This is a genomic window from Lysinibacillus fusiformis (assembly GCF_003049525.1).
In the GTDB taxonomy this organism is placed as follows: Bacteria; Bacillota; Bacilli; order Bacillales_A; family Planococcaceae; genus Lysinibacillus; species Lysinibacillus fusiformis.
The window spans coordinates 39,569-55,051 of sequence record NZ_PYWL01000019.1; the positions used below are offsets into that span (position 1 = coordinate 39,569).

Below are 15,483 nucleotides of genomic sequence, written 5' to 3' on the forward strand. Positions count from 1 at the left end.
TACACCTCACTAATAACTAGTATAAGCGAATCGCCCAAAAATGTCAACAAAATATAATATTTTATCAGCACCTCATAAATCTTGTCAACTTATTTTTTATAAAAAACATATATTTTTTTACATCTAAGAAAAAATGTTAACAAAATTTTTTACTTTGCAAATACAGGATATAGCGCATCGGCTAATTTTCCAAACTCTTGAATCGTTAAAGTTTCACCACGACGGGTTGGTTCGATACTAGCAGCAGTTAAAGCCTCTAGAATGAAGTCCTTTTGTGCTTTACCATTCGGCAAACCAGATTGTAGGTTATTATATATCGTTTTTCTACGCTGTACGAAAGAGGCACGCGTCACGACAAAAAGGAAATCCTCATTAATAACCTTTACTGGAGGCTCATCGTACTTAATAAGGCGAATGACTGCTGAGTCGACGTTAGGCTGTGGCATGAAAACCGTCTTAGGGACTGTCATAGCAATTTCTGCCTTTACGTAATACTGGATGGCAATCGACAATGAACCATATTCCTTTGTCCCTGGTTTAGCCGTTATACGATCTGCCACTTCTTTTTGCATCATGACAACAAAGCCACGAATTGGTAATCGATCATTCAATAATTTCATTAAAATTGGTGTAGTTACGTAATACGGTAAATTGGCCACAACCATTATATCTTCAATTCCTGGCATTTCCTCTGCAATCACTTTAGCAACATCAGCCTTTAGAATGTCAGAGTGGACAATAGACACATTATTGTAGGGGCTAAGTGTATCCTCTAATACAGGTAATAGTCGTTGGTCAATTTCAAAGGAAACGACCTTTTTAGCACTTCTCGCTAAATGTTCGGTTAATGCCCCAATGCCTGGGCCAACTTCAATCGCCCCACTATTTTCTGTTAAGTCGGCATGACTAACTATATTTCTTAATATATTTGGATCAATCAAAAAGTTCTGTCCTAAGCTTTTTTTAAATGAGAATCCGTATTTTTTTAAAATTTCCTGCGTTCGAATTGGTGTTGCAATATCCTTATGCATCATTTTCCTCCTGATCTAGCTGTGCAACTGCGGCACCAAATTGTTTTTCTGTAATTTGAAACATTTTCAATCTTTTATGGAGCTGCTTACCATTTGTAGCACCTATATTTAATAATTCACCAAGACGATCACGACGATGCTTTGCCTGCGGATGACCAATTAAACGAGCTGTCATTAAATCCTCTAGTGTTATATCATCTTCTTTTGGTACATCAAAATTGGGGGTATAGACAAGTCGTAGCGCTTCACGAATATCGTCGTCTGCTGCATGCTCAATCCCTAATCCCTTGCCATTCTTCGCAATTGTCTTTGCTTTCGGTAAAAAAGCGTGCTTGACCCCTTGAACGCGCTCCTCAATAATGGCACGTATGCGGCGTCCTGGATAATCAGGATCGGTAAATACAATAACTCCACGCTTCTCCTGCGCATGCTGAATTCGTTTCAACGTCTCTTCAGATATAGCAGATCCATTTGTTTCTATAGTATCTGCTTGTACGGCACGCTTAATAGCTGTCGTATCATCTTTTCCTTCAACCACGATAATTTCTTTTATTTGCAAAAAGGCTCCTCTTTTCTACCTTATCTTCTGACCATTTTACAACTGCATGATACTGTTTGTACAGGAATACAAGACTTATACGTACCTATACATATACTATTGCTTGGCCGCTAAAAATAAAAAAAGAAGCTTTCCTGCCAGTCAAAACAGGAAAGCCCTTAGTGAAAAACATTTTGATTTATTTTACAATTTTTTTAATTTAATACTTTAATACGCACTTTCTTACGTCCCCAGTTGCGTGCTTGGGTATCTGTTTGTACAAGTATATCGATCTTATTACCCTTAATTGCGCCACCAGTATCTCCAGCAATAGCTGTACCATACCCTTCAACCCAAACTTTTGAGCCTAGCTTAATAACAGAAGGGTCTACTGCTACAACCTTCAAGTTGGAATTTGAACGCAAGTTTATACCAGTTGCCGATGTACCTGAGCAACCGTTGCAATATGGCGTATAGGCTGTTGCTGTTACATAGAACTCTTTACCGCTTGATGGCTCTGCTGAACCACGCGATACAGTCGCTGCACTTGCAACTACAGTTTTAGTTCCGACTGCAACTACTTGCTTTTTCGGCTCTTTTAAAACTGCCTCAGATTGTAGATTCTTTGCTACAACCTTCCCATTTTCTTTGACAACTTCATACGTACGAGAAACAGAACCCTTCTGTCCTGTTGCTACTACCTTTTCTTTCCCCTTTTGCAATGAAGCATCTTGCTTCTTTTCAACTGCGAAATCTAAAGAGTCTTCCACTACATCGATAACCTTTTCTACGCGAACTACTGTGATTTTACTCGCCGGAGTAAGAACGTCCTCCAGGTTATTTTCGACACGATCGAATTCATTTAACTGAATTCCTTGTTGTTTTAAAAAGTTAGCGACCGTAGTCGAAGTGGACCATACTTGTCTTTTGTTTACGCCATCGACAAGCGTTAATTGAAACGCTCTTTGAATATCGATTTTGTTTTCTGCGCCTAGCTCAGTATCTAGACCTTGTGCTAAAGAGTCATGTTCAGATACTTTAATATTCGCTTCCTTCAAAATGTCTTTCACTAGTGTTTCAGTTGTCCATACTTTTGACTGATTTCCATCAACTGAAATTGTTACTTCTTTTGCCTGTTCCCATTGAATTGCTAAGCCATTAACAATTTTGGTGTTCAGAGAGGGTGATATTTTATCATGCGCTGCTACATCTATATTTTGATCTTGTAATAATTGTTCTACAGTTTTGGCATGTGTGGATACTTCGATTGTTTCTCCATTTGCTTCAAGCTTTACGGCTTTTTTCGTACCTTGATAAAGCACGAAAGAGATTACAGATACAAACAGGACAAGTGAAATAATTCTTATCACTGTTTGCTTACTCCTCAATGATCCTAAGAACAAGTTTTTCATGGAATTATTTGACATGAAAAAACGCCTCCTTAATACAAGGTTGGATTATACGGACTAGTTTTGACACTGTCAACCCGAAAGTATTTCTTTGAAAATTGACTTCTTTGTTTTTGCCAACCGTAAACCCTGTATTGGAGGCATCTTAGCTAGTTAACTGTCAATCCCAAAAAATTTTTTCGCATTGTCGGTAGTTGCTTGTGCAATTTCCTCGATTGTCAACCCTTTCAAACGTGCAATTTCTTCCGCCACTAATGGCACAAAAGCGGGTTCATTGCGCTTTCCACGGTAAGGATGTGGCGCTAAATAAGGGGCATCAGTTTCAATCATTAAGTGCTCAAGAGGGATATCCGTAGCCACTTCTTTTGGCAAACGTGCATTTTTGAATGTCACAGGTCCCCCAAGACTAATCATAAAATTCATAGCAATACATTCACGTGCTGTCTCTACACTCCCACTAAAGCAGTGCATAACACCCCCTACAGATGCTGCATTTTCTTCACGTAAAATATTTACAACATCCCCTGTTGCATCCCTATTATGAATGATAATTGGTAAATCAATCTTTTGCGCTAACTGTATTTGTTTGCGGAAAAGTGCCTGCTGAACATCCTTTGGTGATTTATCCCAATAGTAGTCCAACCCAGTTTCACCAATACCGACTATTTTTGGATGTGCTGCTAATTCCTCAATCCACTCTAAATCTTCCTGCGTGCAATCAATGGCGTCGACCGGATGCCATCCAATAACACCGTAAACAAAATCATATTGCTCTATTAGCTCCATAGTTCTTTCAATGGTTTTACGATCAAAACCTATAACCACCATTTTTTCTACTTTAGCTTCTAAAGCTCTATTGATTACATCTTGAAGGTCTTCCTCGTATTGATCTGCGTTTAAATGTACATGTGTATCAATAAACATCTTCATTCTCCTAACATAGATTTTATTAAAATTTATTATTTCATATTTTTCGTAAGCATTACAAATTTGTTACAAACGATTCGAGTTTGTGACAATCCACTTAATCGACAAAGCTCGAGTTGGTCCTATATACCTAAAAATCCATTAATTTTACAGTATATAAATTATTTCAAAATAACAATAAGACTAATTCTACTAGCAGATTTGAAAAGCCTGCTGAATAATATCTATTCAGCAGGCCATTCTTCGTTTGTTACTTTACTTTTGCACCATTTTCAAGTTTTGAATCTACAGATGCTAATTTTAAAATCCCATCTTTTTCCCCAGCTAGGATCATACCTTGTGATAATTCACCACGTAATTTAACTGGTTTTAAGTTTGCTACGACAATCACTTTTTGACCAACTAATTCATCTGGAGAATAGAATTTTGCAATGCCTGAAACTACTTGGCGTTGCTCGTATCCTAGGTCGACTTGAAGCTTTAATAATTTATCAGCTTTAGGCACCGTTTCACATGCGGTTACAGTCGCAACACGCAAATCAATTTTCATGAAATCATCAATAGTAATTTCAGGAATTTCTGGGTTCCCATCACTCTTTGTCTCACTTTTAACTTCTTCTTCTTGTGAAGTTTTTACTGAACCACGCATTTCTTCACGGATATAAGCAATTTCAACTTCATTTTCCAAACGAGGGAAAATAGGTATCCCTTTTTCTACCACTTTAATGTTTGCTGGAATAGTATTGCCGAATGTTTCAATTGTATCCCATGCTAAGAATTTGTCATCCAAACCAAGCTGTTCCATCATACGTTTAGGTATTGTTGTCATAAATGGTTGTAACATGACAGCAATTTGATGTAAGCTTTCTGCCAAATTTCGCATTACTGAACCTAATTTTGGTTTATCCGCTTCTTCTTTTGCTAATACCCATGGTTGTGTTTCATCTATATACTTATTCGTGCGTGATACTAATGTCCATAAGTCTGCCAATACCACACTGAATTGCATTTTTTCCATACTTTCTTCATATTTAATACGTACCGACTCAGCCTGCTCTTTTAATGCTGCATCAAATTCTGTCGATTGAAGATTCTCTGAAGGAATTATGCCATCGTAATATTTGTTAATCATGGAAATAGTACGGTTTAATAAATTACCTAAATCATTTGCAAGATCAAAGTTTGTGCGTTCAATAAATGATTCTGGAGAGAATACTCCATCTGAACCAAAAGGTAATTCGCGTAAAAGGAAATAACGAGTCGCATCAAGGCCATAACGTTCGATTAACATTTCTGGATAAATGACATTACCTTTTGATTTAGACATTTTCCCGTCTTTCATCATAATAAAGCCGTGTGCAAAAACCTTTTTCGGTAATGGTAAATCTAAAGCCATTAAGAAAATTGGCCAATATATTGTATGGAAGCGAACGATATCTTTCCCTACTACATGCACATCTGCTGGCCAATATTTGTTGAATAATGTTTCATCATCTGAAAGATATCCTAATGATGTAATATAATTCGTTAATGCATCTACCCATACATAGATAACATGTTTGGGATCCCCAGGTACTTTAATACCCCAGTCAAAGGAAGTTCTCGATACTGATAAATCTTCTAACCCCGGTTTAATAAAGTTATTAATCATTTCATTTTTTCGAGACTCCGGTTCAATAAACCCAAGGTTTTCCTCATAATAAGATAATAAACGATCCGCGTATTTCTTCATATTAAAGAAGTACGATTCCTCTTTTACTTTATGGACGGGGCGACCACAGTCTGGACAATTGCCATCAACTAGTTGAGTCTCTGTAAAGAATGATTCACAAGGCGTACAATACCAGCCTTCATACTCACCTTTATATATATCTCCATTATCTAAAAACTTTTGGAAAATCTTTTCGACAGCTTTTGTATGTCGTTCTTGCGTTGTTTGAATAAAATCATCGTAAGAAATATCCATTAACGCCCAAAGCTTTTTCGCAGCCTCTGCAATTTCATTGACATAATCCTGAGGATGTTTGCCCGCTTCTGCTGCCTTCTCTTGAATTTTTTGTCCATGCTCGTCCATACCTGTCAAAAAACGAACATCATAACCACGTAAACGTTTATAACGTGCTATCGCATCTGATGCAACTGTTGTATATGCCGTACCAATATGAAACTTCCCACTTGGATAGTAAATGGGTGTTGTTATATAGAATGTTTTCTTTTGTTCACTCACAAGAACTGCCTCCATTGTTTTACAATATACTTTCTATTCTAACCAAGTCCGAAATTCGTTTCAATGAAAGTTTATTATTTGCGAAAATTGTCGAATAATATATTTAATCCATTTACTGACTTAAATAAGAACCTTTTATACTATAATCAAAAATATTTATTAAAAACCTTTTAAAAAAACAGAAAAAACAGCATTCTTCTCAAAAAAATTTTTAAAAAACCATAATATTAGTGCATTAATTAATTGACGTTTATGGCATTACTTGGTATGATAACTATCAGACAAAGAAATGATGTCGAAATTTGACGAAATGCCAATATAACTTTTATAAATTAGGAGGAAAACTATTATGAAATCAACAGGAATTGTTCGTAAAGTCGATGAGTTAGGTCGTGTAGTAATACCTATCGAATTACGCCGTACACTAGGTATCGCTGAAAAGGATGCTTTAGAAATCTATGTGGATGATGATAAAATCATCTTAAAAAAATATATGCCTAATATGACATGTGCTGTTACTGGCGAAGTTTCAGATGATAACTTCCGTCTAGTTGGAGGCAAATTAATTTTAAGTCCAGAAGGCGCTGAAATGTTAGTAAAAGAAATTCAATCAAACTTAAAAAAATAATGCTTACACACCTAAATCAAGACAGTGATTTAGGTGTTTTTAATATAAACGTATACTATCTACTATACCCAAATTGTGAACCCCTTATAATGTCCATGTCAGACCTTTATATGTAAGGTTACTATTATTTACATTTGTATTCAATCCAAAAAATTAAGAGCTACCCTAAGGTAACTCTTAATCGTCATTGATTATGATATTCGTTATAGACATCTCTCTTCGCTAGTTGTCGTTCCTTGGCTACTTCTTTAATGGCTTCTTTAGAACTTACATCGTTTTGTTGAAGGATATAATCCACGTGCTCGATAATAGACAGTGTATGCCAATAAGCCTTTTCAGAATCTTCCACTTCAACTTCCTGATTCCCCTCAAGGACTATACAAAATTCACCACGTATTTCTTCTGTTTGTGACCATTCTATAGCTTCTGCTAGGGTGCCACGCAAAAATTCCTCAAATTTTTTAGTCAGCTCTCGTGCTAAAACAATACGACGATTTCCGAGAATAGCTTCCATATCTTTTAATGTTTCCTTTAAGCGATGAGGTGCTTCATATAATAAAATCGTTTCTTGTCGTTTTTTTAATTGTTCTAATTGTTGGCGACGATCTTTTTTTCCACGATTTAAAAAACCATAAAAGAAAAATGGCTGAGGTGTTAATCCTGAAGCGATTAATGCAGTTATTGCTGCATTTGGACCTGGTATAGGCACAACCGGAAAGTTTTGAGCAATTGCTTTTTCAACTATATCTGCACCAGGATCAGAAATACAAGGTAAACCTGCATCACTCACTAATGCGATGGTCTTCCCTTCCTGTAGAAAAGTTAATAATTTTTCTCCACCTACAGCTAGATTATGTTCATGGTAACTCATTAAAGGTGTGTCAATTTCAAAGTAGTTACATAATTTCTTTGTATTTCTAGTATCCTCTGCTGCAATAATATCAGCTTCTTTTAAAATACGGAGCGCCCGTACACTAATATCCTCTAGATTTCCGATAGGTGTCCCTACAAGATATAAACAGCCTGTCTGATCGTGTATTGTACTTTTTTGTGATTTCACGATTCACCCCTCCTTATATACATTATTTTTTGAGTTCTTGTTAGTTGCTTAAAAGCATATTCTGCGCGCATTGCCTCTTCCTTTGTTTCAAATTCTTCCTTATAAATACACTTTACTGGCCCTCTAGCTCTTGTATATTTTGCCCCTTTGCCAGCATTATGTACAGCTACACGCTTTTCTAAATTATTTGTATAGCCTGCGTAAAGTGATTGATCCACACACTCTAGCACGTAAAAATAGTGACTATTGCTCTTTTCCATAAAGAATCTCTCTCACTTCTGCTGTGTATTCATTATTCTCATTATAGACATACAATGGTGGTAATATTTTTAAATCAGGCTTCCCATCCTTTATTCCTTCTATTAATAATGTATTGGCCTCTTTTCCTTCTTTCGGATAAATAAGCTGCATTCGTTTTGGCTCTAAACGATTTGCACGCATTGCCGTAACTATATCTAATAATCGACCTGGTCGATGTACAAATGCTGCTTTCCCACCTTGCTTTAATAATTTGCTTGCTGATTGAATGGCCTCTTCTAAAGTTAAATAGAGTTCATGTCGTGCAATAGCATGATGCTCACTAAGATTTTTATCACTAGCTTCATGCGCTAAAAAATAAGGGGGATTGCACGTAACAACATCATATTTTTCAATGCCCAGTTGTTTCGGTATTTCTTTTACATCTCCAAGAATCATTTGAATTTGATTTTCTAATTGGTTATAGCGGACACTTCTCTCTGCCATATCTAGCAGGCGTGGCTGAAGCTCAACTCCTGTTATTTGCCCCTTCGTTCGTGCACTTAAAAAGAGAGGGATTACACCATTTCCCGAGCATAAATCTACAATACTTCCTTTATGAGAGGGAATACTGACAAACTTTGAAAGCAATACCGCATCCAATGAGAATGAAAAGACAGATGGACTTTGAATAATACGTAAATTCTCAGCCAATAAATAGTCTAGACGTTCATCACCTTTTAGCCATTTTTCCATGCTAATTCCTCCTATGCTACAAAAGAAAAGACTGATACCACCATGGTGGGAATCAGCCTTCTATTATACATTTTGTTTATTTAAAAATGATAGACAAAACAGACAATCTTCACCTTTTCGAGAGCTTCCAAAATGAACATGACAAACATGGAAACCTTCCTGGTATAGACGAGCTAGGTTATCATAGCCTTCACCTATATCTAGCGGACTCTCTTTCTTTACTTCAGCAGCTTGTACGGAGTGTGTATTTGAAAGTAGTTCTTCTAGACGTGTGCGAAGATGATGATTTTCTGTTTCGAGTGCCTTATGCTCTTCCATCATTAACGCTACAAATTGTTTCAATGCACTAAATTGCTCCTGCATTGCTTCGAGCTGTTGTTCGAACTCCATAACGGTATCTAAGAAATTACGGTCCTTCACCCAAGCCACCTCGTTAAATTCTCTATCTTATATAAGATTTTTTTCGCATGCTAGCAGTTCTTCTAGTGTATACTCAACTGTGCGCTCCTGCTCTTGTAAATATACTTGAATAAGTCTTTCAAGCACATTTAAACCTACAACTTTACCGCGGCCATCTGGTGTCATAGCTACTTCACCTAAATCTGGCATACCTTCTTTTGCCTCTTCATACTCATCATTCTCATACTTTAAGCAACACATTAAACGTCCGCAAAGTCCTGATATTTTTGAAGGATTTAAAGATAAGTTTTGATCTTTAGCCATTTTTATAGAAACTGGCTCAAAATCTCCTAAAAATGTAGAGCAACATAGCATACGACCACAAGGCCCAATGCCTCCTAATAATTTTGCTTCATCACGAACACCGATTTGGCGAAGTTCGATACGTGTTCTAAATACCGAAGCTAAATCTTTTACAAGATCCCTGAAGTCAACTCGTCCTTCAGCTGTAAAATAAAAAATGATTTTATTACGATCAAATGTATACTCAACATCTACAAGCTTCATTTCTAGATTATGTTCTATAATTTTAGTACTCGCAAGTTCAAATGCTCGTTTTGACTCAGCAGCGTTTTCTTCTACTTGTATACGATCACGATCATCCGCCGGTCGAAGTACTTGTTTAAGTGGTAATACAACATCATTATCACCTACTACTTTTTGAGGGACAACCACTTTACCATATTCGACGCCACGCGCTGTCTCAACAATAACATATTGACTATCTTCTAATAGAAATGATGCTGGATCAAAATAATATATTTTACCCGCTTTTTTAAAGCGGACTCCTACTACATTATACAAATGTATATCCCTCCTGCAGATTTAGCATTAACTGCTCCATCAATAACGTCCTATTCATGTTACGCTGTAAAGATGCACGCGCCTGTAAAATAGATTCCATTTGCTTAGACAATTGCTCATAAGTGGAATATAACGCGACTTCTTTGAATAGTGGTAACATGTCTGGATAAGTACAAGCTGCCTCGGGATTAGCTTTTATTGACACTATATCACGGTAAGCAAATAGTAGTAAATCCATTGCTTGCTCTATTTCGCTTTTTTCTTTAAAGTGTGGTAGCCACTCCTCGTGCACAATAAGCATGGCCTCATGTACATTTTGCCGAATAGCTTCTACTAATTTTAACACTGTTTTTCGAGCAAGTGCAAACTGCTCATCACTTGCTAAAAATATCGCCATTTCGAGCTCGTTCGTCATCATACTTACGGTTGAAGCCATCGAATGCGAAATATTATTTTCCTGTAAATGCTGTAATAAAACATGACGGGGCATTTTTTGGAATTTTATGTGTTGGCAACGCGAGCGGATCGTTGGTAGTATCGATTGCATTTGCTCTGTTAATAAAATAGCAGTAACCTCACCATCCGGCTCCTCTAAAAATTTAAGTATCATATTGGCAGAAGCAGTGTTGAGACGATCTGCATGATGAAGAACATAGATTTTGCGTCCCTCTTCTACGCCCATCATTTTCATTTCACCAATTAATTCACGCATTTGATCAATCTTAATAAATTGACCCTCTGGATAAATTTGATGAATATTTGGATGATTTCCCGAATCCACACGTCTGCAATTTCGACATGTTTCACATGGAACATTTTCATTTGGGTGCTCACATAGCATTAGTTTGACAAAAAAATGCATAATATCTGCTTTGCCTGTCCCTTTTTCACCGTCAAAAATGTACGCATGTGCTAATCTATTTTTGTCAAAAATCGTTTGAAGTTGCTTCATTACAACTGGTTGTAGCGCGAATAGCTCTTCAACATTCTTGGCCATATATTTAAAATTCCTTCCTGTTTCTATTGTAAAGATGGGACTGTTCCACTCTTAACTTTCCATAGAAACATTGCAGTAGTTCTTTATTGGCGATTGCGTTTTGCGTAAAATTGCCACTGTCACCTCACACATTTGGGAAGATAATCACAGCGTTCTTTATTAACAGATATTCTTGATTCAAAAATGAAATGATAAGTATTTAAACGCTATTGGTTTTCAATTGATCATGGGTCTACTATTGAATGAAGGTAAATATTCGAAAAAAGCCCGCGCCTATAGGAGAATGAGACACGGGTTTTACATATATAAGTTAATTAGTAAGCCTTTAATCTCACCGATTTTATCAAGGAGGTCAATCGCTTCTTTCTCTTCGTCTAAAAGATCTTGCGCAAGTTCAACCAGACGTGTATCAATAGTATCAATGATTTTTAAACGTCTTCCTTCACCAAAACGATTCCAAGTATGAGATTGCTTTAATTCCATACCATGTTCTACTGTCTCTTGTAGAAATCGTTTAACTAGCATTTTAAACCTAGCAAGTTCTCGTAAATTACGCGATCTCGCAACTCGGTCACCTGCAGTAGATATATCCCCTAACAACCTTGTCAATTGCTCAGTTTGCAACTTTGTTCCTTGCTTGACGACCATATCCCCAAATCGGTTATTTTGATTATTATTTTGTAGTGGCTCTTTACGATTTGTATTTAACCCGACGCGTATATCTTGATTAATTTTCAAGCTTGTTTCGCCCCCACGATCTTTATCTATTTCTCCTCAGCATGATTGCTTTAGGATAACAATAGGCTAAATCCTAGTCATGATTCTGCCTTTCAAACAGTGAACCCTAATGTTTATGAGGAGGCTCTTTTTTAAAAATGATGGAATTGTTCAATTGGTAAAACAAAGACAGTGGCTCCTCCTACCTCAACCTCTACAGGATAAGGAATATAGGAATCAGCATTTCCCCCTAGTGGAGAAACTGGCGCAACCATCTGCTCCCGAGCACGACAATTATCCCGAATAATATCTAAAAGTTTGGGTATGAGAGAGTCTTCAGTTCCTATAAGAAACGTCGTATTTCCTGAACGTAAAAATCCTCCTGTGCTCGCTAATTTAGTTGCGCGAAACTGATTTTTCGTTAAAGCATTTGATAAGCGGCTGCTATCCTGATCCTGCACTACAGCTACGACTAACTTCATTCGCACTCACCCCTTTTATAAAATTAACCTAAATAGGTTTCAATATTATTCCTAAACTTTTAATACTCCCACTATTAATAATCTAATTGAAGATAAAATAATGGATAGTATCATTATATCACATTGTTATAGACAACTTCATGTATTTACTGTATTGCGTCCAATAATAATGACCATACATCTTCAACAACGCTATCAATATCTTGGTCAGCATTCACAATACGTATACGTTCTGGATAACGCTCAACTAGTAGTAAATACCCTTCATGCACCTTTTGATGAAACGGTAAACTTTCAACATCTAAACGATTTACTTCGCGATTTCCCGTTGCATAAATACGTGCTAACCCTACTTCTGGTGCAATATCAAATAATATCGTCATATCAGGTAATTTCTTTCCGATAGCGAATTCATTAATGGAAAGCACCTCATCAATACCTATACCTCTTGCATAACCTTGATAGGCTAAAGATGAATCGATAAAACGATCACATATTACCAACTTCCCAGCATCTAAAGCAGGTTGAACCTTTTCAAAATAATGCTGGCTTCTTGCTGCGGCATATAACAATGCTTCAGTTCGTTCATCCATTGCTGTATGTGCAGGATTTAAAATAATCGTTCTTATTTTTTCTGCAATTTCAATTCCACCAGGTTCTCTTGTTGCTAGAACATCAATATTTATTTCTGCTAACCGCTCTGCAATCTTTTGAATGACTGTTGTTTTCCCTGCTCCTTCTGGACCTTCAAATGTTATAAATAAATTGCTCTTCATGCTGTTAATTGCCTCCAACTATTTAATGACCTGAATCAATTTTTCTGTTAAACGATGAATTCCTTGAAATGTTGCACCTGCTGCTAGTAATTCTTCTAATTGACTTAGTTTTGCTACTGTTATTCTTTCTCCTGGCACTAGTAATGGAATGCCGGGTGGATAAGGAATAATCATACTTGCTGATATTCGTCCCATTGTTCGCATATATGGTAACCATTCTTTATTTAAAGATGCAATCTCATTGAAAGTATAAATAGGCTCAGTTATCTGAACAAACTTATAAGCTGCTTGAGAAGCCTGGCTGCTATCAGTTTTTGCTGTTTCTAATAGCAATGTCACAGCTTCCTTTATTCGGACTCTTATTTCAGCAAACGGATAGGTATGTCCTTGCTTGAGTAATGGTAATATGAATAAAACTTGATTCCTATCAGCTAACTCCCCATAGATATGCTCTGCCTCTAGCGCCTTCTGTAATTGAAAGCCACTATAACCTTTGACACGTAAAAGTAATTTGAGAGGGTCATCTACTTCAATAACTTCCAAAGAGCCAATTGTTCGTAATGCTTCAACCCATTGATTCCTTTTTTCTATTATATATGCCCCATCACTCTCCATATATGTCTGTACATAATAACGAGCATCATCTAATGAAGCTAATAGCACATAAGATGGGCTACTAGATTGTAGCATACGTAAATAGTGATGGATTTTGTCAGCTTCTATTAACTCCGATCTCACATGCATAAAGGATGCCATCGTCATCGCAGGTAGAGTTTTATGCGCTGATTGTACGACAACATCTGCCCCAAGAGACAAAGCTGATGGTTGAAATAATGAACATGCATGAAAGTGAGCGCCATGTGCTTCATCCACCAATACAGGGATCCCCTTTTCATGGCAATAAGCAATTTGTTGCTGTATTTCACTAGAGGTTACCCCATAATAAGTAGGATATGTTAAAACAACCGCTTTCGCCTCTGAATAATTTTCTACAGCTTCCTTTAAATCCTGAAACGTAACATGTGTTGCCGTTAATGTTCGTTCATCCCATATCGGTGACACGAAAATAGGCTTGGCTCCAACAAGTTCAATGGCATGAAATATAGACTTATGCGCATTCCTTTGAACAATAATGGTATCGCCTTTTTGACAAGTAGCGTAAATCATTGCTAAATTTCCAACGGTAGAGCCACCTACCAAAAAGAAACTTTTCATCGCTCCATATGTATCCGCTAATAAATGTTCTGCTTCTAAGATCATTTCCTCAGGATAATGCAAATCATCCAGTCCTGATAATTCAGTTACATCATAACGCATAACATCCTTAAATGCTTGCGGAAGGTGAGACAGTTCGCCATGCTTATGGCCAGGGACATGAAAAGAAATATTTTGTTGTTGTCGAAAACGTTCTAATCCCTCGATAATCGGCTTTTTCTTTTGCAAAACAAACACCTATTTTCGTTATATTCTCACCTAATTATACGAGATTATAACGCGATAAAAAAGTCATCCCTCAGCAAGCTGCTCTATATTTATAGGAAAAGTTATAATTTTTCAATAAAATGCCTTACTATTATAAAAACCGACCATTGCCTCCTTCTGCAATAGTCGGTTCTCCACCCTTTATAAATGAAACTATTAATCTTTTGCTACCGTCAAAGCCATTTGACTAACAAGTTGCTCCACCAATTGTGGAACAAATTTTTCTAATACGGGATTCATCATTCCTGCTAAAAAGCCACTAGCCTTCATAGTTAAGCTACCAGTAAGTAGGAGTGATTCATCTTGATGCTTAATTTCAAATGACCCATCACCATTTATCGGATCCGATAGGCCAACTAAATCAAATAAGACTTGATGTGGTTCTGAAGATTTCAATTGAAGCTCCACCTTCACAGCCTTTTGAATGATGCCGAAGTCACCTTGAAAAACCCAAATCATATTATTTGCATTTAGCAACTCATGATGCAAATAACCTGGTATTAAAACAGCCCACTTTTCTCTATTTTGAATAAAGCTCTCTACCTTTTCTCTCTGTATATAAATTGCGTCACTCGTATATAGTCCTGTAGCCACTGTATTTCATCCCCTTTGTCCAATCTTTACCATTAGATTTTACCATTTTTGATGCTTACAAAGACAGACAAAAATAAAAACCGCCGAGATATATCTCAGCGGTTACAATTGCCTAGCGACGTCCTACTCTCACAGGGGGAAGCCCCCAACTACCATCGGCGCTAAAGAGCTTAACTTCCGTGTTCGGTATGGGAACGGGTGTGACCTCTTTGCCATCATCACTAGACTATTTTCGGCTTTCAATATACATCGCATTTCTTCGTCAGCTGCTGTCGTTCAGTCAGTCACGTACTTGAGTACGCTCCTTCCCTCTCTCTATTGCTTCCTCGAACTACTCGTATCTTGAAACCCTTCATAAA

The 15,483-nt window shown here is 37.0% G+C and carries 17 protein-coding genes and 1 rRNA gene; 1 reads left to right on the top strand and 17 read right to left on the bottom strand.

The features are described 5' to 3' along the window. Positions 1-149: 149 nt before the first annotated feature. The 5 genes from rsmA to metG all read right to left on the bottom strand — a co-directional run bounded on the left by rsmA (position 150) and on the right by metG (position 6,147). Positions 150-1,031 carry a 16S rRNA (adenine(1518)-N(6)/adenine(1519)-N(6))-dimethyltransferase RsmA gene (gene rsmA / locus C9J29_RS22565; RefSeq protein ID WP_107922839.1) on the bottom strand — a complete coding sequence of 294 codons (882 nt, stop codon included), beginning with the start codon at positions 1,029-1,031 and terminating at the stop codon, positions 150-152. Beyond that, positions 1,024-1,590, bottom strand: coding sequence for a ribonuclease M5 (gene rnmV, locus C9J29_RS22570; RefSeq protein WP_090003281.1), 567 nt, complete (start codon positions 1,588-1,590; stop codon positions 1,024-1,026). The genes rsmA and rnmV overlap by 8 nt, the downstream gene beginning before the upstream one ends. A gap of 194 nt (positions 1,591-1,784) precedes the next feature. Further along, positions 1,785-2,996: a G5 and 3D domain-containing protein gene (locus C9J29_RS22575; RefSeq protein WP_008181616.1), complete on the bottom strand. Its 1,212-nt coding sequence runs from the start codon at positions 2,994-2,996 to the stop codon at positions 1,785-1,787. A 135-nt stretch (positions 2,997-3,131) separates the two neighbouring features. After that, entirely contained in the window at positions 3,132-3,902 is a 771-nt protein-coding gene (locus tag C9J29_RS22580; RefSeq protein ID WP_008181618.1) for a TatD family hydrolase, read from the bottom strand. Between the two features lie 253 nt (positions 3,903-4,155). Beyond that, on the bottom strand, positions 4,156-6,147 hold the full coding sequence (gene metG / locus C9J29_RS22585; protein WP_216604831.1) for a methionine--tRNA ligase: 1,992 nt from the start codon (positions 6,145-6,147) through the stop codon (positions 4,156-4,158). Positions 6,148-6,481: 334 nt separating this feature from the next. On the opposite strand from metG, the gene C9J29_RS22590 reads away from it, so the two are divergent. Further along, a complete protein-coding gene (locus tag C9J29_RS22590) occupies positions 6,482-6,760 on the top strand; it encodes an AbrB/MazE/SpoVT family DNA-binding domain-containing protein (RefSeq protein WP_004229214.1) in 279 nt (92 codons plus the stop codon). 184 nt (positions 6,761-6,944) lie between these two features. On the opposite strand, the gene rsmI is transcribed toward C9J29_RS22590, so the two are convergent. The 12 genes from rsmI to rrf form a co-directional block, all read right to left on the bottom strand. Continuing rightward, complete coding sequence (rsmI, locus tag C9J29_RS22595; RefSeq protein ID WP_089987310.1) at positions 6,945-7,820, bottom strand: 16S rRNA (cytidine(1402)-2'-O)-methyltransferase; 876 nt, start codon at positions 7,818-7,820, stop codon at positions 6,945-6,947. Then, positions 7,817-8,080, bottom strand: a complete 264-nt coding sequence (locus C9J29_RS22600) for a GIY-YIG nuclease family protein (protein WP_107922840.1) — start codon at positions 8,078-8,080, stop codon at positions 7,817-7,819. The genes rsmI and C9J29_RS22600 overlap by 4 nt, the downstream gene beginning before the upstream one ends. Continuing rightward, on the bottom strand, positions 8,064-8,813 hold the full coding sequence (locus C9J29_RS22605) for a tRNA1(Val) (adenine(37)-N6)-methyltransferase (RefSeq protein ID WP_089987311.1): 750 nt from the start codon (positions 8,811-8,813) through the stop codon (positions 8,064-8,066). The genes C9J29_RS22600 and C9J29_RS22605 overlap by 17 nt, the downstream gene beginning before the upstream one ends. Positions 8,814-8,876: 63 nt before the next feature. Continuing rightward, a complete protein-coding gene (yabA, locus tag C9J29_RS22610; RefSeq protein ID WP_043990641.1) occupies positions 8,877-9,233 on the bottom strand; it encodes a DNA replication initiation control protein YabA in 357 nt (118 codons plus the stop codon). Between the two features lie 27 nt (positions 9,234-9,260). After that, on the bottom strand, positions 9,261-10,076 hold the full coding sequence (locus C9J29_RS22615; protein WP_008179715.1) for a PSP1 domain-containing protein: 816 nt from the start codon (positions 10,074-10,076) through the stop codon (positions 9,261-9,263). Next, positions 10,069-11,073 carry a DNA polymerase III subunit delta' gene (holB, locus tag C9J29_RS22620; RefSeq protein ID WP_008179713.1) on the bottom strand — a complete coding sequence of 335 codons (1,005 nt, stop codon included), beginning with the start codon at positions 11,071-11,073 and terminating at the stop codon, positions 10,069-10,071. Before holB ends, C9J29_RS22615 begins: the two co-directional genes overlap by 8 nt. Before the next feature lie 297 nt (positions 11,074-11,370). Next, positions 11,371-11,811 carry a YaaR family protein gene (locus tag C9J29_RS22625; protein ID WP_008179711.1) on the bottom strand — a complete coding sequence of 147 codons (441 nt, stop codon included), beginning with the start codon at positions 11,809-11,811 and terminating at the stop codon, positions 11,371-11,373. A 131-nt stretch (positions 11,812-11,942) separates the two neighbouring features. Next, positions 11,943-12,272, bottom strand: a complete 330-nt coding sequence (locus C9J29_RS22630; protein ID WP_004229230.1) for a cyclic-di-AMP receptor — start codon at positions 12,270-12,272, stop codon at positions 11,943-11,945. A 146-nt stretch (positions 12,273-12,418) separates the two neighbouring features. Next, complete coding sequence (gene tmk, locus C9J29_RS22635) at positions 12,419-13,048, bottom strand: dTMP kinase (RefSeq protein WP_043990640.1); 630 nt, start codon at positions 13,046-13,048, stop codon at positions 12,419-12,421. A gap of 18 nt (positions 13,049-13,066) precedes the next feature. Then, positions 13,067-14,491 (bottom strand): aminotransferase class I/II-fold pyridoxal phosphate-dependent enzyme, encoded by a 1,425-nt coding sequence (locus C9J29_RS22640; RefSeq protein WP_459558897.1) that lies wholly within the window; start codon positions 14,489-14,491, stop codon positions 13,067-13,069. Positions 14,492-14,686: 195 nt separating this feature from the next. Further along, positions 14,687-15,124, bottom strand: a complete 438-nt coding sequence (locus C9J29_RS22645; protein WP_008179701.1) for an SRPBCC family protein — start codon at positions 15,122-15,124, stop codon at positions 14,687-14,689. Positions 15,125-15,234: 110 nt separating this feature from the next. Next, positions 15,235-15,350 (bottom strand): 5S ribosomal RNA (gene rrf, locus C9J29_RS22650). Between the last annotated feature and the right edge of the window lie 133 nt (positions 15,351-15,483).